We start from the raw sequence: 23,132 nt of genomic DNA, 5'->3' as shown, positions 1-23,132 counted from the left end.
GGGTCCCGGGCGAAAGTTCGGGACAGATCTTATGACAGGACCCTGCAAAGCCGTTCATATAGCCGGTGACGTTTACTGGGTGGGCGCGATTGACTGGAACGTGCGCGATTTTCACGGCTACTCCACCAACCGCGGCACCACCTATAACGCTTATCTTGTTCTGGGTGAGCGGCCGGCGCTGATTGACACGGTGAAAGCTCCGTTTGCGGAGGAAATGCTTGAGCGGATAGCGTCGGTAATCGCGCCGGCGGACATCAAGGCCGTCATTTCCAATCATTCGGAAATGGATCACAGCGGCGGACTGCCAATGGCGATCGGCGCGATCCGGCCGGAAAAGATTTACGCGTCGGTCATGGGCGCGCAGGCGCTCAGGGCGCATTTCCACGAGGACTGGAAAATCGAGGCTGTGGCGGACGGAGCGGTTCTGCCGGTCGGCAGTTCCAGCATGACGTTTCTGGAGTCGCGCATGCTGCACTGGCCTGACAGCATGATCGGGTTTCTGGAAGCGGAGAAAATACTGTTTTCAAACGATATTTTCGGGATGCATCTGGCTTCTTCCGGGCGGTTTATTGACGAAGTGCCGGACTGGCGGTACGAAGCCGCCAAATATTACGCCAACATCATCCTGCCGTATTCCGGGGTTGTGACGGCGTTTTTAAAGAAATTCGCGGCTTCGGGTCTGAAGCCGGCGCTTATCGCGCCCGACCACGGGCCGGTGTGGCGCGGGAATACGCGCGAGATCGTCGAGCTGTACGGCGCATTCGCCGCGCAGAAGCGCGCTGACCGGGCGGTGGTGGTGTATGACACCATGTGGAACAGCACGGAAAAACTCGCCCGCGCGGTTGCCGAAGGCCTGCTGGACGGCGGTACGCCGGTCAGGGTCATGCCGCTTAAATCGCATCACCGCAGCGATATCGCGGTCGAGCTGCTCGACGCAGGCGCGCTGCTCGCCGGCACGCCGACCCTTAACAAGGGCATCTATCCGGTCATGGCGGATTTCATGACGTATATAAAAGGGCTGGAACCCCAAGGCCTTACCGGCAACGTATTCGGTTCCTACGGCTGGGCGCCGCACGGCACCGCGCAACTGCGCGGATATTTCGAAGATATGGGAATTGAATTTGCGGGCGAAGCGGCGGAATGCCGGTATGTGCCGGACCATGCGGCCCTGATGAAAGCGTTTGAGCTCGGCCGCGCGGTTTCCGCCCGCCTTAAAACAGCTGTTTGACCGGAGAATGATATGGATAGCGTGACCCTCAAAAGCCTGTGCGACATGACTTACGGCCTCTATATTGTTTCCTCCCGTGATGGCGACCGGCTTAACGGCCAGATTGTGAATACCGCTTTTCAGGTGACGGCCGAACCGGCGCGGATTGCTGTGGGAATCAACAGGAAAAATCTTACGCACGACTATATAACCAGAACGGGCCGCTATACGCTGGCTGCGCTGGCGCAGAGCGCGCCTATGACTTTTATCGGGCTGTTCGGTTTCAGGAGCGGGCGCGATACCGACAAGTTCGCCGTTGCCGGACACGGCAAAACCGCGTCCGGCCTGCCGGTTCCCAAAGAACACACCCTGTCGGTTTTGGAAGTGCTGGTTGAAAAAACGGTTGAGCTGGATACGCACACGCTGTTTATCGGCACGATAGCGGGCGCTGAAAAGATTGCCGAGGGCGAGCCGTTAACCTACAGCTATTATCATAACGTTTTAAAAGGCAAGACCCAGAAAAACGCGACGACTTACAATTCCTGAATGCGCGGAAACGGTTTCAGTTAACGGGTAAGGAGGGAGTGTATGCAGAAATATGTGTGCGATGTGTGCGGTTATGTGTATGATCCTGCGCTGGGCGACCCTGACGGCGGCGTAGCCGCCGCGACGCCATGGGAAGCCCTGCCGGACACATGGGTTTGCCCCGTGTGCGGTGTGGGCAAGGATCAGTTCAAGCTGCTGGACTGAGGCCGCACGCGCGGTTTGGCTGCAGCCGGTATGCCAGGGCCGGGCCGGGAAAACGCCGGTCCGGCCCGGCTTTTCATAAAACCTGCGGGCTGGCGCAGCGGCACCTCCGCCGGCATATTTTTTGCCGGCGGGTTTTTGTACAATGCCTTTAGATGCAGTTGAGGTTTTCAAATTTCGGGAGCGTACCTTTATGAAAGCGCTTGTAAAAAAATACGCCGAACCCGGTTTATGGCTGGAACAGGTGCCGGAACCGGAAATAAGCGAAAACGATGTGCTGATAAAAATATCCAAAACCGCGATCTGCGGCACCGACGCGCATATCTACGAATGGAACGACTGGGCTAAAAAAACCATTCCGGTGCCGATGCATGTCGGCCATGAATTCGTGGGCGAAGTGGTGGAAACGGGCAGCGCGGTTACCGGCATCAGGGTCGGGCAGCGGGTTTCCGGCGAAGGGCATGTGGTGTGCGGGTTCTGCCGCAACTGCCGGGCCGGCGCGCGACATCTGTGCATCAACACGAAAGGGATCGGGGTGAACCGGCCCGGCGCGTTCGCCGAATATCTGGCGATGCCGGCCGCCAACGTGTTTCCGCTCGGAGAGCATATCACGGATGATATCGCCGCCATTTTGGACCCGCTCGGCAACGCCGTGCATACCGCGCTTTCGTTTGATCTTATCGGCGAGGACGTGCTGGTTACCGGAGCAGGCCCGATCGGCATTATGGGCGCGCTGATAGCCCGGCACGTCGCCGCGCGTAATGTGGTGATCACCGATCTCAACGATTACCGGCTGGAACTGGCGGAAAATCTCGGAGTGAAAACCGTTGTGGATGTGCGTAATAAAAAACTCGAGGACGTCATGCGCGGGCTGGGCATGACCGAGGGGTTTGACGTGGGGCTGGAAATGTCGGGCAGCGCGGTCGCGTTCAACGATATGCTTGAAAATGTGCGGATGGGCGGCAAGGTCGCGCTGCTGGGCCTGCTGCCGGACAGCACCCGGATCCCCTGGGGTTCCGTGATTTTCAAGGGCCTGCTGATGAAAGCGATTTACGGGCGCGAGATTTTCGAAACCTGGTACAAGATGTCGGCGATGCTGCAAAGCGGGCTGGACGTAAGCGGCATCATCACGCATCATTACGACGTGCGGGATTATAAGGAAGCGTTCGAGCTGATGCTGTCGGGCAAATCCGGGAAAATCATATTATCCTGGCAGAAATAGTTTGAATTGCCGCGGCGGCGCGTGTTTTTGCGCGCCGCCGTTTCATTGAAATTGCGTTCGCAAAACCCCGGTTTTGGCCGGCAGGCCATAATAAGAGCCTGCCCGGCCCGAGCGGCGGGAGTTTCATAAACACAGGAGCGATGCTTATGGCGGAAACCGAGTCCGCGCCGGCCGGTATTTACTACCCCGAGGACAGAATTGCAGTTTCCAGAATAATTCCGCTTGGAATGCAGCACGTCATCGCCATGTTCGGCGCGACAGTGCTGGCTCCGGTGCTGATGGGTTTCAACGCGCAGACCGCGGTGTTTTTTTCGGGCGTGGGCACCCTGATTTTTCTGGTGGTGACCAGATTCAAGGTGCCCAGTTATCTTGGTTCCAGTTTCTCCTATATCGGGCCGGTGCTGGCGGTTACGGGCGGCAATCCGGCATTCATTCCGCACGCGCTGTTCGGGATAGCGGCTTCGGCGGTATGTTACCTGGGCGCGGCTGTCTATACAATAAGGAAAGGGTCGGCGTGGATTGACCGGCTGATGCCGCCGCTTGTTACCGGCAGCGTTGTCGCCATTATCGGCCTGAACCTTGCGCCGGGCGCGGTGAACGAGGCGATGAGCGGTTCCCTTGAACTGGCGAGCCGGCAGGACTGGCTTAATTTTTCCGTGGCGGCCATAACTTTCACAAGCGCGGGAATAACCGCGATTTACGCGCGCGGAATGCTGCGGCTGATCCCGATTCTGACCGGGGTGCTGGTCGGCTGTGTCGCGGCCTGGGCGGCCGGGCTTGTCAGTCAGCAGTCGCTGGAAACTGTCCGGCAGGCCGCCTGGTTCGGGCTGCCTCGTTTCATCGCCCCGGTGCCCGACTGGGGCGCGGTTCTGGTGATTGCGCCGCTTTTTGTGGTGCTGGTGGCGGAAAATAAAGGGCATATTGACGCGATATCGGCGTATATGAAGCGCGATCTTACGCCCAGCCTCGGGCGCGCGTATCTGGGCGACGCGCTGGCTACGCTGCTGTCGGCGTGCGGCGGCGGCACTCCCCAGACCACTTACGCCGAGAATATGAGCGTTATGGCGATTACCGGAGTGTTCGCCACGCGGATGTTCGCCGTGGCGGCGGGTTTTGCGGCGCTGCTGGGCCTGTGTCCCAAATTCGGGGCGGCGACTCATGCCATTCCGATGCCGGTTATCGGGGGTGTGTCGGTGCTGCTGTGCGGGCTTATCACGCTGATGGGCGTGAAGATCTGGATAGATAACAGGCTGGACCTGTGCAGTCCGCGCAATCTGATCGTGGCGGGCGCGACGCTGATGATCGCAACGGGACTGGGCGTGAAAGGCATTACCGTCGGCACGGTGAATATAGCCGGCATAGCGTTCGGCACGGTGTTTGCCGTAGTGATGAACTGGGCGCTTTCCGCCGGATCCGCCGGTTTGACGGCCGAGGAGGCGAAAGCCTGCCTTGAATCCGGATCCGGCGTTTAAGTTCGCTGTTTGGGCCCGCCGAGGCGGACTGTTTTTGCTGTTTTTATGTAAAATGGATATACAGGCCTGATCCGCGCTGGTGCGGACGCGGCCGGGCCGCAATGCGGCAGCGGAGAACGATTTCACCGCGGGACCACAGACTTTTCTCAGATGGGTTTCTTGGGAGAGCCGGGTGTTTCCGCGGTATTTTTTCAGGTGAAAACATGTCCGAAACTGTAAAACTGAAAAAGCGCGCGGCGGCGGTGTCGGTGTGTTCCAACCTGACGCTGGTGTCGGCAAAACTGATGATCGGGCTGGTGTCGGGTTCGGTGTCGGTGATTTCGGAGGCGATCCATTCGGCGGTGGATCTGCTGGCCGCACTGATCGCGTATTTCGCGGTGTCAACCTCGTCAAAGCCGGCGGACGCGGAGCACAGTTTCGGGCACGGGAAATATGAAAACGTGTCAGGCGTGGCGGAAGCGCTGCTGATTTTTATCGCCGCAGTCTGGATTATTTACGAGGCGGTGCATAAGCTGGTTAATCCCCGCCCGGTCGAGGCGGCGGGATTGGCGGCCGGTGTCATGGCGGTTTCAGCCGTGGCCAATATAATGGTGTCGAGGCTTCTTTTCAGGGTTGGCAAGCAGACCGATTCCGTGGCGCTGGTGGCCGACGCATGGCACCTGCTGACCGATGTTTATACATCGGCGGGCGTAATGTTCGCGCTGGCGGTTATCTGGGCCGGCGGGATATTTGCGCCATCGGTCAATCTGGGCTGGGTTGACCCGGTGGCGGCGATCGTGGTTGCGCTGATGATCATGAAGGCCGCGCTGGAACTGACGCTGGAATCGTCGAAAGATCTGCTGGACCACCGGCTGCCGGAATCGGAGGAGGCCGAAATCCTTCACCGCATGACCGCGTTGCGGCCCGCGCTTGTCAGTTTCAAGAATTTGCGCACCCGCAAGGCCGGGCATATGCGCTTTATTTCAATAGACGCGGTTATGCCGGCGGAAATGACGGTCGAGGAGTCGCACCGGATAACCGATCTGATGTCCGACAAAATCGGCGATGTGTTCCCGGATGCGCTGGTAACGGTTCATGTCGAGCCTTGCCGCAGGCCGCAATGCCCGGACCTGTGCCGGATCCGGTGCTGCATAGCGCGGGCCGATAACCGGAACTGATTTTTCACGGATTTTTGATTTGCCCGGTTTTCGGCCGGACAGCCCCGGCGGAGCGCCGCTCCTGCGGGCAGGCTCGACCGGTAACGGCTGCCCGGCGCGCTCTAGCGCGTGTGCCGCCGCGCGGAAATCACATCCATTTTTTAATGAAAAAATGGACCACGATTATGGCTATTCCTATAATAGTCATATATAGCGTGTCCGACACGAGATAAGGGAACCCAATCAGCGCGATGCCGCAGACGATGGAGGCGATGTCCTGCTGTGTTTTCCCGTACCGGAAGTAGACGAATCCGACAAGCGAGAGCATGACCATAACAAAAATGCTGCCGGGAGTAAGGTTCCCCAACAGTCCGCCGCCGGAAGAATCCGTTCCTATCAATGCCGCTGTCGCGGACGAGTTCGCCACAACCTGCTCAATCATGTCGCGTGGGTTCATAAATTAATTCTAGCTAAATTCCTAACCGTTAGTAAGTACGGAAATAAACGGTGCGATTTTATATACTTGAATTATGACAGAAACCGTTATACTCAGCCTGAGCGGCGGATTGGACAGTTGCGTGTGTTATTTTTATCTTCAGTCGCTGGGATACGCCGTTCGCGGAGTGAATTTCAGTTACGGCTCGAAGCATAACGCCCGGGAGCGGGCTGCGGCCGAAAAACTTTGCCCGGGGCTCCTGAAGCTGGAGCTGGATTTTTCGCAGATAAAAAGTGATTTGCTGTTAAGCGGCGGGCCTGTGCCGGACGGGCATTATCATGAAATCGGCATGAAAAGCACGGTAGTGCCGTTCCGCAACGGGATCATGCTGAGTTATCTGGCGGCGATTGCGGAAAGCAGCGACTGCCGTAAAATCGCCATAGCCAATCACAGCGGGGACCATGCGCTCTATCCTGATTGCCGCACCGAATTCATCACCGCGCTGAACGGGGCGGTGGCACTGGGCACTTATTCGAAAGTGGGCATTCTCAGCCCGTTTTCGGAAATCAATAAAACGGATATAGTTGCGCTGGGCAAAAAGCTGGGAATCGAGCGGCAGATGTATGACTCGTGGAGCTGTTACCGGGGCGGTGAATCGCAGTGCGGAACCTGCGCCACCTGCGCAGAGCGCAGGGAAGCGTTCGTTAACGCCGGGCTGCCGGATCTCACGCGGTACGGCGAACTTGTCCGCTCGGCGTGAGCGAAGGGAGTTGCCAGCCGGTTTTTATATGAAATCTTACCGTGTAAATGAAATTTTTTATTCGGTGCAGGGCGAAGGCGGCAACGCCGGCCGGCCGTTCGTGTTTGTGCGGTTTTCCGGCTGCAATCTGCGGTGCGGCTGGTGCGATACGGATACCAGCAGTTTCATGGAAATGACCGGCCCGGAAATAGCGGCCAGGGTATCGCCGCACAATTGCGAGAACATCCTGTTTACCGGCGGCGAGCCGGCACTGCAGCTCGATGCCGGGTTGCTGGACCTGTTCCCCGGCTGGTACACGGCGATTGAAACGAACGGCACCGTAGCGCTTGCCTGCGCCGGCCGGCTCGACTGGATAACCGTCAGCCCCAAAACCCCGGATTTCAGGCAGCGAACGGGCAGCGAAATAAAAATAGTGTATGAAGGGCAGGATCTGTCGGCTTATGACTGCGGCGGGTTCGGGCATAAATTTTTACAGCCCGTGTTCGGCTGCACCGAGCAGGCCACGCTGGCATATATAAAGGAGCATCCCCAATGGCGGTTAAGCGTTCAACTGCACAAGTACTTGAAAATAAACTAGCGGCGCCGGAGAAGCGGGACTGTGCCGCCGACAGGATGAAACGGTACGTTACGGATTTCATGGAATACGTGGGCGACGATCCCGCCCGCGCCTCGCTCGCGGATACGCCCGGGCGGGTTCTGCGCAGCTGGGACAAGCTGTTCGGCGGATACCGGCAGGATCCCGCGAGAATTTTCCGGTTTTTCGAGTGCCCGGAAAACAGCGATATCGTGATCCTTAAAAACATAGATTTCTACAGCACCTGCGAGCACCACCTGCTGCCGTTTTTCGGGGAGCTGCACATCGGGTATCTTCCGGACGGAAAGATTACCGGCATTTCAAAGCTGGCCAGGCTTGCCGAACTGCACGCGCGCAGACTGCAGCTTCAGGAGCGGCTGGTGAGTGATATTGCCGACGATATCGAAAAATTTCTTGAGCCGCGCGGCGTGATTGTCACCGCGCAGGCCCAGCATTTCTGCATGACTTCGCGCGGCGTGCAGAAACAGCGCACGAAAATGGTTGCCACCGCCGCGCGCGGGCTGTTTAAGCAGCAGGCGCACCGGGCTGAATTTTTCAGCCTGCTCGGGTTGTAAGTTCCTGCATTTTCCTTAAACAATATGACAGACGCGCCCGATCGGCGCCCGGTTTTTTATGACAGCTCCGTACCGCGCTGGCGCGCGGTGAAACCGGCCGGGCTCGCGCTGACGGTGTTTCGTGTCGTGGCGGAAAGCGTTTTTACCGGCAGCACGTCCTTAATTGTTCCGCTTAATAAGCCTTGATATGGAAGCTTTCAATAACCGCATGAACCGGGCCGCCACGGCGTAACCTGCCGAGGCCGGCATCATATATGTTGCCGCCTGAAAACCCGCGGCGCATGGCATGCGCCGCGGGTTGCAAAAGGCGGACAATCAGAAATCCGGGTTTGTGCCGGTGTCTTTTGCGGAGCCGGGCGGGGGCGTGTCCTTTTCGCCGGCGGGTATGGGTTTGCCGTCCATCCTGTCGAACAGATGCGCCGGGTGTTTCTCTTTTTCAGCCGACACCGCCACAGCGTGAAACAGCGTTTTTTTGCCTTTTACGGCTTCGGCTTCGAACACCACTCCGTTTTTGGGCAGGATTTTAAGAAGCCGGGAATACAGGCCGAATTCGTCGGAACCGGCGTCCAGCGTTTTTAAAAGGGTGTTTGTAAATTTGTACGCATCCGCCCATTTCCTGTTCCGGCAGATCCAGAAAGTGCCGGAAATGCGGGCGCTCTTGAATTTATAGCCTTGGGTGTTGCAGCCTATGATGGTTTTGGTTTTGCCGAGCGGGGTTACCGCGGCGTCGGGCAGCGCCGCATCCTCGTAATCGTGTATATTATTGCGTTGCGGCGAGTCGGAGCCGAGTTTCATGACAAGATAAGGCTGTTTCGCCCTGATAATGGCGTCGGCGATATCGAGCTGGATAGGGCCCTGCATGACAACATCCGCGCGCATGGCGGAGCGGGTGTAGGAATGGGTGTGGCGTGTCTGGATGGCGTTTCCGGCCGGGCCTATGGACTGGAACACGTCGTATCGTATCGTCACTCCCGGAAAGGCCGGCGCGGCAAGCAGCGGCAGCGCGAGCAGCCTGAGTAAAAGTTTTTTCATGGTGTCCGGCTCCTTTCCCATATATTGTAGCCTATATTGTGACAGTTTCGCCGTAAGCCGCCACATGAATGTGTTCGGCGCAACCCGCCCGGCCGAGGCGGGCCGCGAGCGGGCGGGCGGAATCCGCCTCGCCATGCACCAGGAACACTTTGCGCGGCGGCAGGGCGAACGCTTTGAGATATTGCGTCAGATCCTTATAATCGGCGTGCGCGCTGTATTCGTGCGCGGTGACGATTTCGGCCCGCACTTTCACCGGCAGGCCGAACACGAGAACCTCGCGTTTTCCTTCGGACAGGCGCCGCCCGAGCGTGCCTTCCGCCTGATAGCCGACCAGCACGACCGAATTTTTAGGGTCGGAAAGATTATGGCGCAGGTGATGCAGTATCCTGCCGCCTTCGCACATGCCCGACGGCGCGATGATAACGGCCGGAGTGTCAAGCGCGTTTAGCTTTACCGAGTCAGCCTGCCGGGAAATATATTGAACCCAGCCTGCTCCGAACGGATCGCTTTGCCCGGACTGGCGGCCGAAGTCCTGATCGAGGATGCGGCGGTTTTTTGAAAACACGGCTGTTGTTTTTTCGGCGAGCGGGCTGTCAACGTAAACCGGCACGCGCCCGATTGAGTCCCGGTTGTGCAGGGTTTCCAGCAATGAGGCGATTTCCTGCACGCGTCCCAGCGCGAATGCCGGGATGAACACTTTTCCGCCCCGTTTTACGGTGCGCCGTATTACCGTTTCAAGATGCGCCGAGGCGTTGCCGCCTGCGGCGTGCAGGCGGTTGCCGTAGGTTGATTCCATTATCACCGTGTCAGCCGCGTGCGGCTGGGCGGGATCGCGCACGAGCGGCATGTTTTTGCGGCCGAGATCGCCGGTGAAAACAAGTCGGTGCGCGGAGCCGTTTTCCTGCCAGTCCAGCTCGATCTGCGCCGAACCCAGTATATGCCCGGCTTCGATGAACCGCGCGCTTGCGCCCGGCGCGGGTTCGAACCGGTCTTCGTATTCCACCGGACAGAACCGGGCGATAACCGGCGCGATATCGTCCGCCGTGTACAGCGGTTCTATCGGCCCGGCAGGGTGTTTCCTGTTATAGAATTCGGCGTCTTTCTGCTGTATGTTGGCGGAATCCTGCAAAAGCACTTCCGCCAGTTCCGCGGTTGCGCGGGTGCAGTAAATTTTCCCGGCAAAGCCTTGTTTTACAAGGCGTGGCAGATTGCCGGTGTGGTCGAGGTGCGCGTGGGAAAGCAGTACGGCGGTCAGATCGGCCGGCGTGAAAAGGAAAGTCCGGTTTTTCGAGTCCGCGTCGCGGCGGTGGCCCTGAAAAAGTCCGCAGTCGAGCAGCATTTTTCCGCCGGTCAGGTTCAGCAGGTGGCGCGAGCCGGTGACGCTGCCCGCCGCGCCCGCGAATGTCAGTGTCGCCATTTTCCGTTTCCTCCGCACAGCCGCAGTTTCGCGGCGCGGCCGAGCCGCTTGATCAGGGCCTCCAGTTTGAGCGCGTCGGCTTTTGTCCGGCATGGTTCGCTCCAGACCGGCTTCACCGGTCCGAACGACCGGGTATAGCTCGCGCCTTTGCCGGAATTATGCTCGCGCATTCTGCGCTCCAGATCGGTTGTGATGCCCGTGTAGAGCGCGTTGTTGGCGCAAAGCGCCATGTAGACCGTCCAGTCAGCCATATTGTGATTATATAAAAGAAAATGCGGTTATCCGCCGATGAAATAGCCGATCAGCATGATAATCAGTATGGCGCCGGCCATGACCGCGAAGCGCGGCCGGCCGGCTAGTGCGTATCCCGCCGCAAGCATTATAACGCGCGCGATCGGAGTCAGCAGCAGGATCAGCAGTCCCGCCGTCAGCAGGTGTTTGCCTGCGGAAGGCCAAAGCCGCACCGCGCACAGGCCCGCCATCAGCGCGGCGGCGCTGAGCGTGACGCCGCAATAAAGGGTTCTGGAAATCAGAACCGCAATAGCCTTGTCGTGTTTCATAAGTCCCACGCGGCGGACAGGATTTTGGCCGCCATCAAAAAAGCGATCAGGCTGAAAACCAGCTGAAGCCGGTTTGAGGAGGTTTTGGCCAGTATTCGCATTCCCGCCGCCGAGCCGGCCAGTACGCCCAGCACCAGCACCGCCGTCAGTTCCAGCGGCACCAGGCCTTTGCGGAAATAGACGACCGCGCTGGTTGCCGCCGTAACGCCCAGCATGAAATTGCTGGTCGCGGCCGCGGCTTTTATGGGAATGCCGCACACCAGATGCATTAGCGGCACCTTGATAATGCCGCCGCCCACGCCCAGCAGCCCGGAAACCGCCCCGGCGAAGACCGAAACCGCCGAAGCCGCCGGCAGATTCTTCACGGCATAACGGCACACGCGCCCCGTTGCGGGATCGGTGTATTCATAGTCGCCGCCCGGCGGCGGTTCGCCGGAGCTTTCAGGCGCCGGTTTTGCGATGCCTTTTCTGAACATCGCGGCCGCCGCGAAAAAAAGCAGCAGCGAAAAACAGAACTGCAATATCTTCGGGGATAACGCGCCCGCCGTGAACGCGCCCGCCACAGCGCCTGCCGCGGTTGACACTTCCAGCGAAAGGCCCAGGCGCATATTGGCCAGTCCGCGTTCGACGTTGACGGAGGCCACCGCGCTTGACGTGGCGATGATGGTTACCAGCGACGCGGCTATCGCGCTGTGGATCGGCAGTTTGAAATAAAGCACCAGCACCGGCACGATAAAAATACCGCCGCCCAGCCCGAATACCGAGCCCAGCAGTCCCACCGCCGCGCCCAGCGCGGCCAGAAGCGATAACGCGGTCAATGTCATGGTTGTTTCAGCGTGGCAGGGCCTGCACAAGATCGGCGAGCGCTTCGTCGCCGGGATTTAATATGCTCAAAACGGTTGTTTCCGCGGCCAGGCCCGCCGAGAATGCCAGCCCGGAATTCCCGCCCTCCAGTGCCGCGACCGAGTTTTCCAGCGCGGCCCGCGTTGGATTGCCGGTTCGGGAATAACTCCAGCCGCGGTTGGTGGTGAGCGTGTCATGCTTGAAGGTGGAAATCTGATACACCGCAACGCTGACCGCTCCGGTTGCCGGATCCGCCTGCAGGCCTGCGTGTATGGCGAGAGTCTCAAATTTCATGGCGTCTCCTGTGTTTGCTGCGCTAAACCAGTTTTATGCCGAACGGATCGAGCAGAACGGCTGCTTCCGGCATGGAAAAAACCGCCTTGTCAACCAGATTCTCCGCCGGATTGAGGTAATAATTGAACGCGCCGGAAAAATCCGCTTTCCGCAGGTCCGCGCCGCGGAATACTGTCGCTTTTAGGTCGGTTGCGGAGAAAGACGAGTCTTTCAGGTCGGTCTTGATAAAATCCGTGTCGCGCAGGATGCAGTTTTTGAAAAGAGTTCCTTTTATCCTGAGTTCGGAAAAATTGCAGAACCCCAGCTTGCAGCTGGTGAATTTCCAGCTTAAAAGCATGGTGTTTACGGGCGTGAAATCCACGCCCATGAATTTGCAGCTGTTAAATTCCGCGCCGCGCAGGCGGCAGTTTTTTAATATCGCGCCGGAAAAATCGCAGGACTCGAAAACGCAGTCGGAAAATAAAACTCCCGTGCAGTCGGTTCTGGCGAACAGGCAGGCTTTAAAGCGGCACCGCGCAAATTCGCGAACCGGCAGAACCTGTCCTGCAAAGTCCCGTGCCTCAAATTCCCGGTCTTGCGCCGGCTGTACTGGATTTTTCATAGTGCCGCTGCGGCGGGCACGGGCGCAGCCTGCGCCCGCCGATTCAACATGATATTAAATTCCTGTCCGGCAAAACAGGGGCGTGCCGCGCCGGAGGAGTATTGCTTCACGGCAGTAATATAGGTAAACTGTATTCTGGGTGAGACGGAATTGCGAGACGGCAAATTTGTATCGGCGGCTGGCGCGCGTGAAGGCGCATGGGGATCGGTATGTCTGGCGCAAACAATCTTTTTCTGGATATTTTCAGGCAGGCTCCTTACGGGGTCTGGATTATTGATGACGGCGGCAAAACCGAGGCGGTTAACCCCGCCATGGCCGCATTGCTCGGCTATTGCGTATCCGAAATGGAACGCGCCGGGCCGGAAACTTTTTTCGAAGAGGCCGGAAAGCTGGCGGAGTTTCGAGCCGGGCTGGTGTCCGGCGGGCGCGGAGAGATTGCGCTGACCGGAAAAAACGGCAAGCCGCACACGCTGGATTTCACGGCCGCACGCTTGCCCGGCTGGTCCGGCTGGATTCTTTATTTTTTGAAAGACAGGCCCGTAACGTGCGGTCTGGATATTGTGGACGCGGCCGGTCTTGTGGCCGATTCTATCAGGGATCTATTCTGCGTGCTTGATTTAAACGGCCGGCTTATCAAATGCAACAGCGCGCTGCACAGATTGACCGGCTACGGCAATGCGGAGGTCGCCGGCATGCGGCCCACGGATTTTTTCCGGCCGTCGGACGCGCCGCGCATAATGGAAACGCTGGACAAAGTGTGGCGTGAGGGAACAGCCACGCTTGAAGCCGAACTGAAAACAAAAAAAGGCGAGTTCGTCCCGATGGAATATGCGCTCTCGCGCATTACCGGCGCGGGCGGGGAAACGCTGGGCTGTTCGGTCGTCGGGCGCGACCTTACCGAATACCGTGAGGCCCAGAAAAGAACGCTCGCGCTGCTGGCGGAGAATCATGTGCCGGAGCTTCCGTCCTCGCCCGACCGCGAACTGGGCGATATTATTGATGTGCCCGCCATGCAGTCTTTGCTGAACGATTTTGCCAGCCTGACGGGCCTTAACGCCAGCATTCTGGACGAACATAACGGGATTGTCGTCGCGGCCGGATGGCGAGACATCTGCGCGAAATACCACCGCATCAATCCGGAAACGGCCAGCGACTGTCTTGCCTGCAACGAACAGCTGGCCGCCATGATCAAACCCGGCGAATACGCTTCGCTTAAATGCGAGCGGGGGCTGTGGAATGTGGCCACTCCGCTTTATATAGAAGGCGCATATAAGGGCATGATAGTCACCAGCCAGTTCTTTCTTGATGACGAAAAGCCTGATCCGGAAAATTACGGGCGCGCCGCCGGGCGTTTCGGCTTTGACAGGGCCGGCTATCTCAAGGCGTTGGCCGGGGTGCCGCATGTCAGTTCCGGGCGCGTGAAAACGGCGATGGATTTCCTTATCAAGCTGTCGGCGCTGGTGTCGCGCCTGAGTTTCAGCAATACCCGGCTTTCCAGAATGATGATCGAGCAGAAGCGCACGGAGCTGGCTTTGCGCGAGAGCAGCCATTAGTTCCAAATGCTCACGCAGTGCGCGCCGGTTCCGATCGCTATAAAGAAGGAAAATGGCGATATCGAATTCCTTAACGACCGGTTCGTAAGCAGTTTCGGCTATACAACCGAAGATATTCCCAACGCACGGGATTTCTGGCGGCTGGCCATTGCCGACGAGGAATATCGCCGCCGGGCGATGGAGTCGTGGCGCGCGGCGGGCGAGCGCGCCAGGCGCGACGGCACCGACATTGAACCGCAGCAATATAACATCATCTGCAAAAACGGAGTGACGCGGGTTGTGGAAATGTTCGGCACCCGCATCGGCGAGAAAAGGCTGGTGATGTTTTCCGATGTCACCGAGCGCAAGCAGGCTGAGGCCGAACTGGCGCGGCACCGGGAACAGCTGGAGGAAATGGTCTGGGCCCGCACGGAGGAACTGGCGTTGCTTAATCAGCTGGTGCACGATTCGCTGGAGGCGGCGGATGTGGGCGCGTGGTGGATAGATTTTCGCGAGTCTGACGTTTTTCATGCGCTGGATATCACGATGAGGATGATGGGGCTTGAAACAGCCGGGTCCGAGCGCCGGACTTACCTCCTGAGCGACTGGCATGCCCTGCTGGTTGAAACAAAAAAACGGTTCCCGGAATATACCGCTGCGGTCAACGATAGTATCGAGCGGTTTTTCGGCACGATTTCCGGCAAATACGACGCGTTCCGCAGCGTCTACCCGATCGCCATGCGCGACGGCAGCGTCAAATGGTTTGACTCTCGCGCCGATGTCCCCACCCGCGATGACAGGGGCCGCGCCATGCTGATGACCGGGACGATAATAGATATTACCAGGCTAAAGCGCAGCGAGGAGGAGATTGTCCGCGCACGGGAAGCCGCGGAAACCGCCAGCCACGCGAAAACCGAATTCCTTTCTACGATGTCGCATGAACTGCGAACGCCGCTTAATTCGATAATCGGGTTTGCGCAGGTGCTGGCGGATGAAAGTTTCGGCGGACTCAGCCGGCAGCAGCGGGAATTCGCGCACGATATTCAGGAAAGCGGCAGGCATCTTCTGCTGCTGATAAACGATATTCTTGATCTGGCGAAAATAGAGTCCGGGAAGATGGTGCTTGAACCTGAGCGGGTCGCGCTGACGGAACTGGTTGAAAACAGTCTTGTGATGATACGCGAAAAAGCCGTCCGGCACAAATTAAAACTCGAAATGGACCTTGCGCCGGACGTGCCGCCCGTTCTGGCGGATGAAATGCGGGTGCGGCAGGTAATGTATAATCTGCTTTCAAACGCCGCGAAATTCACGCCGGACGGGGGAACGATAAAAATTTCCATGTTCCGGGCCGGCGAATTTGTCGAAACAGCGGTTTCCGACACCGGCATAGGCATTGCGTCGGAGGATCAGGAGCGGATTTTCCGCCAGTTTGAGCAGCTGGCCAAAGGCCCCGGCAGAAAATACGGCGGCACCGGGCTGGGGCTGTGTATTTCCAGGGATATTGTGGAGCTGCACGGCGGGCGGATGTGGATGGAAAGCGAGGGCGAAGGCAAAGGCGCGAAATTCGCTTTCACCCTGCCTGTATACAGAGAGGAGCGCGGCTCGGTTTGAAGGCCGTGTCAGCGGGTTGCCGTGATTGCGGCCGGTTCGCTTTTTGAAAAACACTTATGAAATTCCGCCGCGTATTTATAGAAATCACCAATGAATGCAATCTGGCGTGCGGGTTCTGCGCGGTTTCCGCGCGTGAACCGAGGCGGATGACAGTTGAATTTTTCCGGATGACGCTGCGGCGGGCCGGGCCGCTGGCGGGAGTGGTGTCGCTGCATGTGCTGGGCGAGCCGTTCATGCACCCGGATTTGCCGGAAATTCTGAAAATCTGCTCGGCGGCGGGCGTTGCCGTGAATCTGGTCACCAACGCGACTCTGCTGGATAAATTCGGTCCGGCGCTGTTTGAAGAGCCATGCCTTAAGCAGGTTTCGATTTCGCTGCACGCGCTGGCCTCGCTTGAAACGCGCGGCCGGGAGGCGGCGTTGCTTTCCATTCTGCGTTTTGCACGCGCCCGTCCGGCGCGCGTGATCGCTTCTTTTCGGCTGCGCGGCGATTTGCGCGGAGTTTTCGAGCGCGAAACAGCCGGCCGCGTTTTTGCGGAATTTGGCGTGACGGCGTCCGCGCTTGAGCGCGGCGCCGTGAAACTTGCGCCCGGCGTGTATTTTAATTCCGGCCCGTTTTTCGAATGGCCCGGCTCGGCCCGCGCGGAAAGACCGCCGGGCGGGTGCCTTGGGCTGCGGCACAACTGCGCCATTCTGTCTGACGGGAGGGTTGTGCCGTGCTGTGCGGATTTTGACGGGCGTATGACGCTCGGTTCAATAGCCGATTCGCCGCTTGATGAGATTCTGGCCGGGCCCGCCGCCATGCGGCTGCGCCGCGCAATCGCTTCACCTGACGATAGACCGGACTGCTGCAAAACCTGCGGATTCCGCGCGCCGAATTAAAATGGATTTGTGCCAGACCGGGTCGGGTGACGGGTAACCGGCGCCCGTTTTTAATAAATTCCGCTTACAAAAATCCGGCGCCGGCCGGCACGACATAATGATTGCCGGCCCGGTACATTTCGTGCGGATTTTTGCGCCTGTTTGCGGCTTTCAGGAAAGCGGGTGGCAGGCACGTTCAACATTGAAAACCGGATCCGTGCGCGGAAAGCCGCGTGTCCTCATCTCCGGCGGACTTGGCGCCGGCGCGTCAGCCGGCACACGCCGACTGCGCGGCGCAAAAGCCGCGGATACAGCCTGATCGGGTTTTACCGGTTCTCTTGCGGCGGCTGCGGTGTGCTGAATACGTTGGTTTGCACCCATTGCGCGGCCCGCTCATAGATGCCGGCGGGTGCGATGGTGTGCCCGCCGGCAAATTCCAGCCATTCGGTTTTCCAGCCTCTTTCTTCAAGAAATCCGCGGTCCTGTTTCATCGCGTCATAGCGGAAGTCCGCTGGGCTGGCGAGAAACACCGCCGCCTTGCCGCGCGGATAATTCGCCCGTTTCTCGTTTTCGTGCATCATGCCGGTGTTGGCGACAACGGCGGCTATCATGCCCGGCTCCATCATGGCGAGTATGTAAGAGCCCATCGCGCCGCCGGACATGCCGGTGACGATCGTTTTTGTGCAGTCTGTGTCCGGCCGCAGGCAGATCTCGTTATACAGCGCGCTGGAAACGGCGGCAAGTTTTTTGTCCGCGTCGCCGCCGTTGCTAAACACTTTCGACGCGAATACCAGCCATTTATGCCGGTCGGCCGCCGAACGCCAGGCGTTAAGCATGGAATACGGCTCGCCGCCGGGCGAAAGCGCGACGACGAGGGGATGCCTTGTCCCGGGTTTCAGGCCCGCCGGAATATAGAGGATATATTCGGTTTTGTCCGTCAGCGTGCCGGCCGCCGCGCCGGTTTCGTCGAGTGCAACGGTCTTTGCGGTGTTGCCGGTCGCCGCGCGTTTTATCTTTGTGCCCGCATGCGCGGGCACGATTGTGCAAGCGAGCGCGCAGCACAGCGCGGCTGCGGCAATGAGTTTCTTTTTCATACCGATATTATAGTGTTTTTCCGGCCGGGCGATACAACGCATGCCGGGTTTTTGTTATACTTTTACAGTATTTCAACAGAGGGGCAAGTGAAGAACGCTAAAATTTCAACCGCCAGTCCCGGATTTGTGAGCCTGCTGGCCGTGCAGCTGCTTGGCACGGCCAATGACAACGCCTTTAAAACATTCATCATGCTGATGGCGGCGGTAACTCTGCCGCAGGCCCGAACGGCGCACGTTATAGCGTTGGCGGGTGTCTGTTTCGTAATACCTTATATACTGTTTTCCAGTTTTGCCGGCGCTTTGGCCGACCGGTTCTGCAAGCATAAAACAATCATCGCGCTTAAAGCGGTGGAACTGGGCCTGATGGCGGTCAGTTTTCTGCCGCTGTATTTTCAAAGCGTGCCGGCGCTGCTGGCGCTGATGTTTCTGATGGGTGTTCACAGCGCGCTGTTAAGCCCGGTGAAGCTGGCGATCCTGCCGGAACTGCTGGAGTCGAACGATCTGTCAAACGGCAACGGGCTTATGTCAATGACCGGGTTTGGCGGCATCATTCTCGGCGCGGCTGCGGCTGGCCTGCTGCTGGAGTTCACGCACGGGAAATTCTATCAGGCGGTGCCGTTTTTCCTGGCGGTCGCCGGGCTGGGCCTGGCGGCCAGCCTGCTGGTGGGCAAGGTGCCGGCCGCCGCGGGTTCGCAGCGGTTCGAGCTGGATGTGGCGGGAAGAATTTACTCCGATATCAGGGAAGTTTCCGGACACCGCAAAATTTTTCTCGCGCTTATGGGCAGCGCTTATTTCTGGTTTGTGGGTGCGATGTTCCAGATGAACATTCTGGTTTACGGGCGCGAAATGATGCACGAAACCGCGGCCGCGCTGAGCGTGTTTCAGATGATGGTCGCGCTCGGCATAGGCGTTGGCAGCGTGCTGGCGGGCCGGCTGTCCAGGAACCGGGTGGAGCTGGGGCTGGTGCCGGTCGGCGCGCTGGGGCTGGTGGTGTTTTCCGCCGCGCTCGCTTTCAGTTTTGATTCGGTGTTCGCGACCGGGGTATTGCTGTTTCTGCTGGGGCTTTCGGGCGGGCTGTTTGAACTGCCGCTGGAAACCTATGTGCAGTACCGCAGCCCCGAGGCCCGGCGCGGCACATTCATAGCCGCCGGAAACATTATGGCGTTTACGGGCGTTATTGTCGCTTCCGCCGTGCTGTGGACGACGGACAGCTGGTTCAAGCTTAATCCCGCGCAGGTGTTTATCGTGCTGGGCGCGATGACTCTGGCGGTGGCCGCCTATATCATAACCGTGCTGCCGGAGTTTCTGCTGCGGTTTATCGCTTATCCGGTGGTCAATATCGCCTATCACATTGAAACCAAGGGCGGCGGCAATTTTCCGCCGGACGGGCCTGTTCTGCTGGTTTCCAACCATATTTCTTTTGTTGACGCGCTTCTTCTCACCGGCGCGTGCCAGCGGCCCATCCGTTTCATAATGCATAAAAAGTTTTATGACATGCCGGTGCTGAACTGGTTTTTCCGGATGGCCAAATGCATTCCCATTTCGCATTCCAGCGGGCCGCGCGAAATCGTGCGGTCACTGCGCATGGCCAAGGACGCGCTTGCAAACGGCGACGCGGTCTGCATTTTTATCGAAGGCGAGATTTCACGCCACGGCCAGCTGCTGCGTTTCAAAAAAGGCTATGAGCGGATTGCCGAAGGGCTGGACGCGCCCATCCTGCCGGTACATATTGACGGGGTGTGGGGAAGACTGTTCAGTTTCGAGGGCGGCCGCGCGGTTTTCAAGTGGCCGAAGCGGCTGGGTTACCCGGTGACTGTCAGTTTCGGGCGCGCTATGCCGGCGGATACCGATTCCTCAACCATCCGGCTTGCCATGCAGGAACTGGGCGCGGAAGCCTTCAGGAACCGGCTTGACTCTAAACTGCCGCTGCCGCTGGCGTTTGCGGAGGAGGCCAAACGCCACTGGTTCCGGTTCTGCATGGCTGATTCCGGAGTCCGCAGAATAAAGATGGGGTCCGCGCTTACGCGCGCGGTGGTGCTGTCGAAAATTCTGGATAAAATACTTCCGGCCGCGTCCAACGTGGGAATTCTGCTGCCGCCGTCGGCCGCGGGCGCGCTGGTCAACATAGCGGTTTCGCTGCTGGGCAAGGTGCCGGTCAATCTTAATTACACCACGCCGTTTGAAAATATCGCCGCCTGCGCCCGGCAGGCCGGACTGGAAAAAATAATCGTGTCGAAAAAACTGGCGCAGGCCCGCGGCTGGCAGGTGTCGGAAAACATGGTTTTTCTGGAGGATTTGACGGCGGGAATCTCTAAACTGGAGGGCCTGGCCTCCGCGATTGTCCTGTTTATCTATCCCATGTTCATGCTGCGTAAAACCCTGCTCGCCCGCGCGGACGTGCCGCTTGACGCTACCGCCGCGATTATCTTCACCAGCGGTTCCACCGGCGAACCCAAGGGCGTGATGCTGTCGCATGCCAATATCCATTCAAACATTGAAGCGGCGGCCCAGATTTACCAGCTTACTCCGCATGACCGGCTGGTGGGTGTTCTGCCGTTTTTTCATTCGTTCGGGTATACCGTCACCTTATGGCTGCCGCTGGTTGCCGGGTTCGGGGTCGTTTACCACTACAACCCGCTTGACGCGCGCACGATCGGCGCGCTCGCCCGCCGCTACCGCGCGACAATGCTGCTTGGCACGCCGGGTTTTTTTGTGGCGTATATCCGCAAAATCGAAACGGCGGATTTCAAAACCCTGCGGCTGGCTGTTACCGGGGCCGAGAAGCTGCGCGAAGAAATAGCGCTGTCGTTCCGCGATAAATTCGGGATCATGCCGCTGGAAGGATACGGCTGCACCGAGCTGTCGCCCGCCGCCTCGCTCAATATTCCCGACGTGGATATGGACGGCCTGCACCAGACCGGCGGCAAGCCGGGCACCATCGGCGCGCCGCTGCCGGGTATCGCCATGAAGGTGGTGAATCCCGAAACATTCGAGCCTTTGCCGGCCGACACGCCGGGCCTGCTGCTGGTGAAGGGCCCCAACGTTATGAAAGGCTATCTGGACAGCGCGGAAAAAACGTCCGCCGTAATGCGCGACGGGTATTATATCACCGGCGATATCGCCTCGATAGACGAGGACGGATTCGTTACCATTACCGACCGGCTGTCCCGGTTTTCCAAAATAGCCGGCGAAATGGTGCCCCATATCAAGATTGAGGAAAAGCTGCACCAGCTTGCCGGAGTGATCGAGCGCACGTTCGTGGTGGTTTCGCTGCCTGATGAAAAACGCGGCGAAAAGCTGGCCGTGCTGTGCAGGGCGATCGGCGATACGGACGCGCTTCATGCCCGGCTGAAAGATTCCGGGCTGCCGCCTTTATGGGTTCCCGCGCGGGACTGTTTTTTCAGCGTGCCGGAGCTCCCGTTTCTGGGGTCGGGCAAGATTGACATCGCGCGGGCCAGACAGCTTGCCGCCGAGCTTTCCTCACCGTCGGCCGGCTGGTTACGCGCCTGAAAAACGGGCCGGGGCGCAGGTTCGGAGCCGGGCAAAATTTTAATTAACTCAAATTGGCAGTTGCGTGTTGTTTTGAGGGTTCTCGTTGAGAAAGCGATACCGTCAGCGGGTTGCAGCTTAAAGCGCGCCGCCGGATAGAATCCGCCGGCGCGCTTTGCCGCCTGATATGTGTCAGCGTGAAATGAGTTTGTGAAACAGCATCAGCGAGTCGCCCGCCTTGTAGAAGTCGGGGATCGTGCCGGTTTTTTCGTAGCCGCATTTCAGGTACAGCTTCCGCGCGGGCGCGTATTCCGGCAGCGATGAGGTTTCAATTCTCAACACCGCGCGTTTGTCATGCGCCATAATGGCCTGTTCGGCGCGGTCCAGCAGCTGTTTTCCCAAACCTCGGCCCTGCTGGTTTTTCGCCACGACTATCCAGTAGACATCCCAGCCGAAATCGGTCATGGGGGTTCTGCCGTAAATAGAGAATCCGCGCAGCGCGGAGCCGTCGCGCTCCGCGTCAATAACGTAAGTATTGGCGGGATCGTGTTCGCAGTCGCGCAGGATTTCTTTCAGAACATCAATTTCATGGCGCGCGAAAACGCCGGTCCCTTCCGCGGTTGCCGCGAACTCCGCCGCATTGACCGTCTGTTTCAGCATGTGGCCGCCGCTATGATCTTGGTCAGCACCTGCCCGTAAGTGTAGCCGCTTTTGCGGGCCTGTTTTATGAAGCCGCTGTCGGAATTTATATCGGGGTTCGGATTGATGTCAAGCACATAGTACTCCCCGTTGCGTTCGCGCACGTCAACGCGGAAATACCCATTGCACCCGACCGCTTTGCCCGCACGGATGGCGATATCTTCAAGCTCCGCCTTGATTTCGGGCGGCAGCGGCCGCACCTGCGGCATGAGCATGCGGAAGGATTCCGATTCCGTGTCCCACTTCGATTCGTAATGCAGGAACCGCAGTTCGTTCCCGGCGGCGGGATTGTACTGGAGCGATGATATCCCTATCACCTCGTACGGCGGCGTGCCGATCAGCCCGACGGTGTATTCCACGCCGGGTATGAACTCCTCCGCTATCACGCCGGACGGAAAGGCCGCCAGCCGGTTCCGCACGGTGGCAAGCAGTTCCTCCCTCGTGCTGACCAGCGAGTCTTTGCCGATTCCCACGCTCGCGTCTTCGTAGCAGGGTTTGATGAACGCAGGCAGCCGCAGGCCCGCGTTTTCCACGTCCTCCGGCGATTTCGCCAGCACGCCCGCCGGCACCTTTACGCCGTGCAGGGCGAGCCGTTCCTTGACCGCCTGTTTGTCCAGGCACAGTTCCAGCGCGCTGGTGCTGTTGCCGGTGAACGGAATTTTAGCGCTTTCCAGAATTCTGGAAAAAACGGATTCCGTTTTGGTGTTGTAGGAGAATCCCTCGAACAGGTTGAAAATGCACAGCGGGTTGTCCCGGCTGAGGCGTTTGCGCAGTTCGTGCGGCCGGGTCAGATTCCTGTCGGACACTTTCATCCGGCGCGTTTTAAAGCCCATCGAGGCCAGTTCCTTGTAAAGCAGCCTGCAGCAGGTCGCGCAGGCTTTCACGTCCTCCCGCTGGGTCTTTTCGTAAGCGTAGGCGATGACGATGTTTCTGCCGGCGGGTGAAACGCCGGTGGGGGTTGTTGTCTGCAT

24 protein-coding genes are annotated in these 23,132 nt (G+C 58.7%); 13 read left to right on the top strand and 11 right to left on the bottom strand.

What is annotated here, in order from left to right; genetic code table 11:
- Positions 1 to 31 precede the first annotated feature (31 nt).
- The 6 genes from PHW69_01695 (at position 32) to PHW69_01670 (ending at position 5,805) form a co-directional block, all read left to right on the top strand.
- Positions 32 to 1,228 (top strand): FprA family A-type flavoprotein, encoded by a 1,197-nt coding sequence (locus PHW69_01695; GenBank protein MDD4003902.1) that lies wholly within the window; start codon positions 32 to 34, stop codon positions 1,226 to 1,228.
- 12 nt (positions 1,229 to 1,240) lie between these two features.
- Complete coding sequence (locus PHW69_01690; protein ID MDD4003901.1) at positions 1,241 to 1,753, top strand: flavin reductase family protein; 513 nt, start codon at positions 1,241 to 1,243, stop codon at positions 1,751 to 1,753.
- Between the two features lie 42 nt (positions 1,754 to 1,795).
- Positions 1,796 to 1,957: a rubredoxin gene (locus PHW69_01685; GenBank protein ID MDD4003900.1), complete on the top strand. Its 162-nt coding sequence runs from the start codon at positions 1,796 to 1,798 to the stop codon at positions 1,955 to 1,957.
- 190 nt (positions 1,958 to 2,147) lie between these two features.
- Positions 2,148 to 3,176, top strand: coding sequence for an L-threonine 3-dehydrogenase (gene tdh / locus PHW69_01680; GenBank protein ID MDD4003899.1), 1,029 nt, complete (start codon positions 2,148 to 2,150; stop codon positions 3,174 to 3,176).
- 146 nt (positions 3,177 to 3,322) lie between these two features.
- Positions 3,323 to 4,648, top strand: coding sequence for a solute carrier family 23 protein (locus tag PHW69_01675; protein ID MDD4003898.1), 1,326 nt, complete (start codon positions 3,323 to 3,325; stop codon positions 4,646 to 4,648).
- 203 nt (positions 4,649 to 4,851) lie between these two features.
- On the top strand, positions 4,852 to 5,805 hold the full coding sequence (locus PHW69_01670) for a cation diffusion facilitator family transporter (protein MDD4003897.1): 954 nt from the start codon (positions 4,852 to 4,854) through the stop codon (positions 5,803 to 5,805).
- 127 nt (positions 5,806 to 5,932) lie between these two features.
- Here the strand turns inward: PHW69_01670 and PHW69_01665 are convergent, their stop codons facing one another.
- Positions 5,933 to 6,241 (bottom strand): hypothetical protein, encoded by a 309-nt coding sequence (locus PHW69_01665; protein MDD4003896.1) that lies wholly within the window; start codon positions 6,239 to 6,241, stop codon positions 5,933 to 5,935.
- Between the two features lie 73 nt (positions 6,242 to 6,314).
- Between PHW69_01665 and PHW69_01660 the strand changes: the two genes are divergently transcribed.
- The 3 genes from PHW69_01660 to folE are packed head-to-tail and all read left to right on the top strand — an operon-like array spanning position 6,315 to position 8,129.
- Entirely contained in the window at positions 6,315 to 6,980 is a 666-nt protein-coding gene (locus tag PHW69_01660) for a 7-cyano-7-deazaguanine synthase (GenBank protein ID MDD4003895.1), read from the top strand.
- 28 nt (positions 6,981 to 7,008) lie between these two features.
- A complete protein-coding gene (locus PHW69_01655; protein ID MDD4003894.1) occupies positions 7,009 to 7,557 on the top strand; it encodes a 7-carboxy-7-deazaguanine synthase QueE in 549 nt (182 codons plus the stop codon).
- A gap of 35 nt (positions 7,558 to 7,592) precedes the next feature.
- The gene (gene folE, locus PHW69_01650) at positions 7,593 to 8,129 is read left to right on the top strand and encodes a GTP cyclohydrolase I FolE (GenBank protein MDD4003893.1); all 537 of its coding nucleotides are present in this window, start codon (positions 7,593 to 7,595) and stop codon (positions 8,127 to 8,129) included.
- Positions 8,130 to 8,444: 315 nt separating this feature from the next.
- On the opposite strand, the gene PHW69_01645 is transcribed toward folE, so the two are convergent.
- From PHW69_01645 to PHW69_01615, 7 genes are read right to left on the bottom strand one after another with little or no spacing between them, the layout of a single operon-like run.
- On the bottom strand, positions 8,445 to 9,161 hold the full coding sequence (locus PHW69_01645) for a hypothetical protein (GenBank protein ID MDD4003892.1): 717 nt from the start codon (positions 9,159 to 9,161) through the stop codon (positions 8,445 to 8,447).
- A 31-nt stretch (positions 9,162 to 9,192) separates the two neighbouring features.
- On the bottom strand, positions 9,193 to 10,578 hold the full coding sequence (locus PHW69_01640) for an MBL fold metallo-hydrolase (protein MDD4003891.1): 1,386 nt from the start codon (positions 10,576 to 10,578) through the stop codon (positions 9,193 to 9,195).
- The gene (locus PHW69_01635; protein ID MDD4003890.1) at positions 10,566 to 10,829 is read right to left on the bottom strand and encodes a GIY-YIG nuclease family protein; all 264 of its coding nucleotides are present in this window, start codon (positions 10,827 to 10,829) and stop codon (positions 10,566 to 10,568) included. Before PHW69_01635 ends, PHW69_01640 begins: the two co-directional genes overlap by 13 nt.
- A 27-nt stretch (positions 10,830 to 10,856) precedes the next feature.
- Positions 10,857 to 11,138: a DUF1634 domain-containing protein gene (locus PHW69_01630; protein ID MDD4003889.1), complete on the bottom strand. Its 282-nt coding sequence runs from the start codon at positions 11,136 to 11,138 to the stop codon at positions 10,857 to 10,859.
- Positions 11,135 to 11,962 (bottom strand): sulfite exporter TauE/SafE family protein, encoded by an 828-nt coding sequence (locus tag PHW69_01625; protein ID MDD4003888.1) that lies wholly within the window; start codon positions 11,960 to 11,962, stop codon positions 11,135 to 11,137. The genes PHW69_01630 and PHW69_01625 overlap by 4 nt, the downstream gene beginning before the upstream one ends.
- A 7-nt stretch (positions 11,963 to 11,969) precedes the next feature.
- A complete protein-coding gene (locus tag PHW69_01620) occupies positions 11,970 to 12,275 on the bottom strand; it encodes a PLP-dependent transferase (GenBank protein ID MDD4003887.1) in 306 nt (101 codons plus the stop codon).
- Positions 12,276 to 12,297: 22 nt separating this feature from the next.
- Complete coding sequence (locus PHW69_01615; GenBank protein MDD4003886.1) at positions 12,298 to 12,876, bottom strand: pentapeptide repeat-containing protein; 579 nt, start codon at positions 12,874 to 12,876, stop codon at positions 12,298 to 12,300.
- A 209-nt stretch (positions 12,877 to 13,085) separates the two neighbouring features.
- Between PHW69_01615 and PHW69_01610 the strand changes: the two genes are divergently transcribed.
- The 3 genes from PHW69_01610 to PHW69_01600 are packed head-to-tail and all read left to right on the top strand — an operon-like array spanning position 13,086 to position 16,900.
- Positions 13,086 to 14,429: a PocR ligand-binding domain-containing protein gene (locus PHW69_01610; GenBank protein MDD4003885.1), complete on the top strand. Its 1,344-nt coding sequence runs from the start codon at positions 13,086 to 13,088 to the stop codon at positions 14,427 to 14,429.
- Between the two features lie 6 nt (positions 14,430 to 14,435).
- Complete coding sequence (locus PHW69_01605) at positions 14,436 to 16,019, top strand: ATP-binding protein (GenBank protein ID MDD4003884.1); 1,584 nt, start codon at positions 14,436 to 14,438, stop codon at positions 16,017 to 16,019.
- 56 nt (positions 16,020 to 16,075) lie between these two features.
- Positions 16,076 to 16,900: a radical SAM protein gene (locus PHW69_01600; GenBank protein ID MDD4003883.1), complete on the top strand. Its 825-nt coding sequence runs from the start codon at positions 16,076 to 16,078 to the stop codon at positions 16,898 to 16,900.
- A gap of 305 nt (positions 16,901 to 17,205) precedes the next feature.
- Here PHW69_01600 and PHW69_01595 read toward each other — a convergent pair whose 3' ends face one another.
- A complete protein-coding gene (locus PHW69_01595) occupies positions 17,206 to 17,973 on the bottom strand; it encodes a hypothetical protein (GenBank protein MDD4003882.1) in 768 nt (255 codons plus the stop codon).
- An 87-nt stretch (positions 17,974 to 18,060) separates the two neighbouring features.
- Here PHW69_01595 and PHW69_01590 point away from each other — a divergent pair, with 87 nt between their 5' ends.
- On the top strand, positions 18,061 to 21,483 hold the full coding sequence (locus tag PHW69_01590; protein ID MDD4003881.1) for an acyl-[ACP]--phospholipid O-acyltransferase: 3,423 nt from the start codon (positions 18,061 to 18,063) through the stop codon (positions 21,481 to 21,483).
- Positions 21,484 to 21,654: 171 nt separating this feature from the next.
- Here the strand turns inward: PHW69_01590 and PHW69_01585 are convergent, their stop codons facing one another.
- Both PHW69_01585 and PHW69_01580 read right to left on the bottom strand, forming a co-directional pair.
- Positions 21,655 to 22,122: a GNAT family N-acetyltransferase gene (locus PHW69_01585; protein MDD4003880.1), complete on the bottom strand. Its 468-nt coding sequence runs from the start codon at positions 22,120 to 22,122 to the stop codon at positions 21,655 to 21,657.
- Complete coding sequence (locus tag PHW69_01580; protein MDD4003879.1) at positions 22,116 to 23,132, bottom strand: ATP-grasp domain-containing protein; 1,017 nt, start codon at positions 23,130 to 23,132, stop codon at positions 22,116 to 22,118. Before PHW69_01580 ends, PHW69_01585 begins: the two co-directional genes overlap by 7 nt.

Source organism: Elusimicrobiaceae bacterium (assembly GCA_028700325.1).
In the GTDB taxonomy this organism is placed as follows: domain Bacteria; phylum Elusimicrobiota; class Elusimicrobia; order Elusimicrobiales; family Elusimicrobiaceae; genus JAQVSV01.
Note: the sequence above shows the minus strand (reverse complement) of the source record. Positions and strands in the feature narration are given on the sequence as shown.

Coding starts and splice junctions, on each gene's coding strand:
- PHW69_01605 (MDD4003884.1), top strand. CDS start 14,436: ATGCTCACGCAGTGCGCGCCGGTTCCGATCGCTATAAAGAAGGAAAAT.
- PHW69_01620 (MDD4003887.1), bottom strand. CDS start 12,275: ATGAAATTTGAGACTCTCGCCATACACGCAGGCCTGCAGGCGGATCCG.
- PHW69_01635 (MDD4003890.1), bottom strand. CDS start 10,829: ATGGCTGACTGGACGGTCTACATGGCGCTTTGCGCCAACAACGCGCTC.
- PHW69_01675 (MDD4003898.1), top strand. CDS start 3,323: ATGGCGGAAACCGAGTCCGCGCCGGCCGGTATTTACTACCCCGAGGAC.
- PHW69_01585 (MDD4003880.1), bottom strand. CDS start 22,122: ATGCTGAAACAGACGGTCAATGCGGCGGAGTTCGCGGCAACCGCGGAA.
- tdh (MDD4003899.1), top strand. CDS start 2,148: ATGAAAGCGCTTGTAAAAAAATACGCCGAACCCGGTTTATGGCTGGAA.
- PHW69_01655 (MDD4003894.1), top strand. CDS start 7,009: ATGAAATCTTACCGTGTAAATGAAATTTTTTATTCGGTGCAGGGCGAA.
- PHW69_01580 (MDD4003879.1), bottom strand. CDS start 23,132: ATGCAGACAACAACCCCCACCGGCGTTTCACCCGCCGGCAGAAACATC.
- PHW69_01660 (MDD4003895.1), top strand. CDS start 6,315: ATGACAGAAACCGTTATACTCAGCCTGAGCGGCGGATTGGACAGTTGC.
- PHW69_01685 (MDD4003900.1), top strand. CDS start 1,796: ATGCAGAAATATGTGTGCGATGTGTGCGGTTATGTGTATGATCCTGCG.
- PHW69_01615 (MDD4003886.1), bottom strand. CDS start 12,876: ATGAAAAATCCAGTACAGCCGGCGCAAGACCGGGAATTTGAGGCACGG.
- PHW69_01695 (MDD4003902.1), top strand. CDS start 32: ATGACAGGACCCTGCAAAGCCGTTCATATAGCCGGTGACGTTTACTGG.
- PHW69_01625 (MDD4003888.1), bottom strand. CDS start 11,962: ATGACATTGACCGCGTTATCGCTTCTGGCCGCGCTGGGCGCGGCGGTG.
- PHW69_01645 (MDD4003892.1), bottom strand. CDS start 9,161: ATGAAAAAACTTTTACTCAGGCTGCTCGCGCTGCCGCTGCTTGCCGCG.
- PHW69_01600 (MDD4003883.1), top strand. CDS start 16,076: ATGAAATTCCGCCGCGTATTTATAGAAATCACCAATGAATGCAATCTG.
- folE (MDD4003893.1), top strand. CDS start 7,593: ATGAAACGGTACGTTACGGATTTCATGGAATACGTGGGCGACGATCCC.
- PHW69_01630 (MDD4003889.1), bottom strand. CDS start 11,138: ATGAAACACGACAAGGCTATTGCGGTTCTGATTTCCAGAACCCTTTAT.
- PHW69_01610 (MDD4003885.1), top strand. CDS start 13,086: ATGTCTGGCGCAAACAATCTTTTTCTGGATATTTTCAGGCAGGCTCCT.
- PHW69_01670 (MDD4003897.1), top strand. CDS start 4,852: ATGTCCGAAACTGTAAAACTGAAAAAGCGCGCGGCGGCGGTGTCGGTG.
- PHW69_01640 (MDD4003891.1), bottom strand. CDS start 10,578: ATGGCGACACTGACATTCGCGGGCGCGGCGGGCAGCGTCACCGGCTCG.
- PHW69_01665 (MDD4003896.1), bottom strand. CDS start 6,241: ATGAACCCACGCGACATGATTGAGCAGGTTGTGGCGAACTCGTCCGCG.
- PHW69_01595 (MDD4003882.1), bottom strand. CDS start 17,973: ATGAAAAAGAAACTCATTGCCGCAGCCGCGCTGTGCTGCGCGCTCGCT.
- PHW69_01690 (MDD4003901.1), top strand. CDS start 1,241: ATGGATAGCGTGACCCTCAAAAGCCTGTGCGACATGACTTACGGCCTC.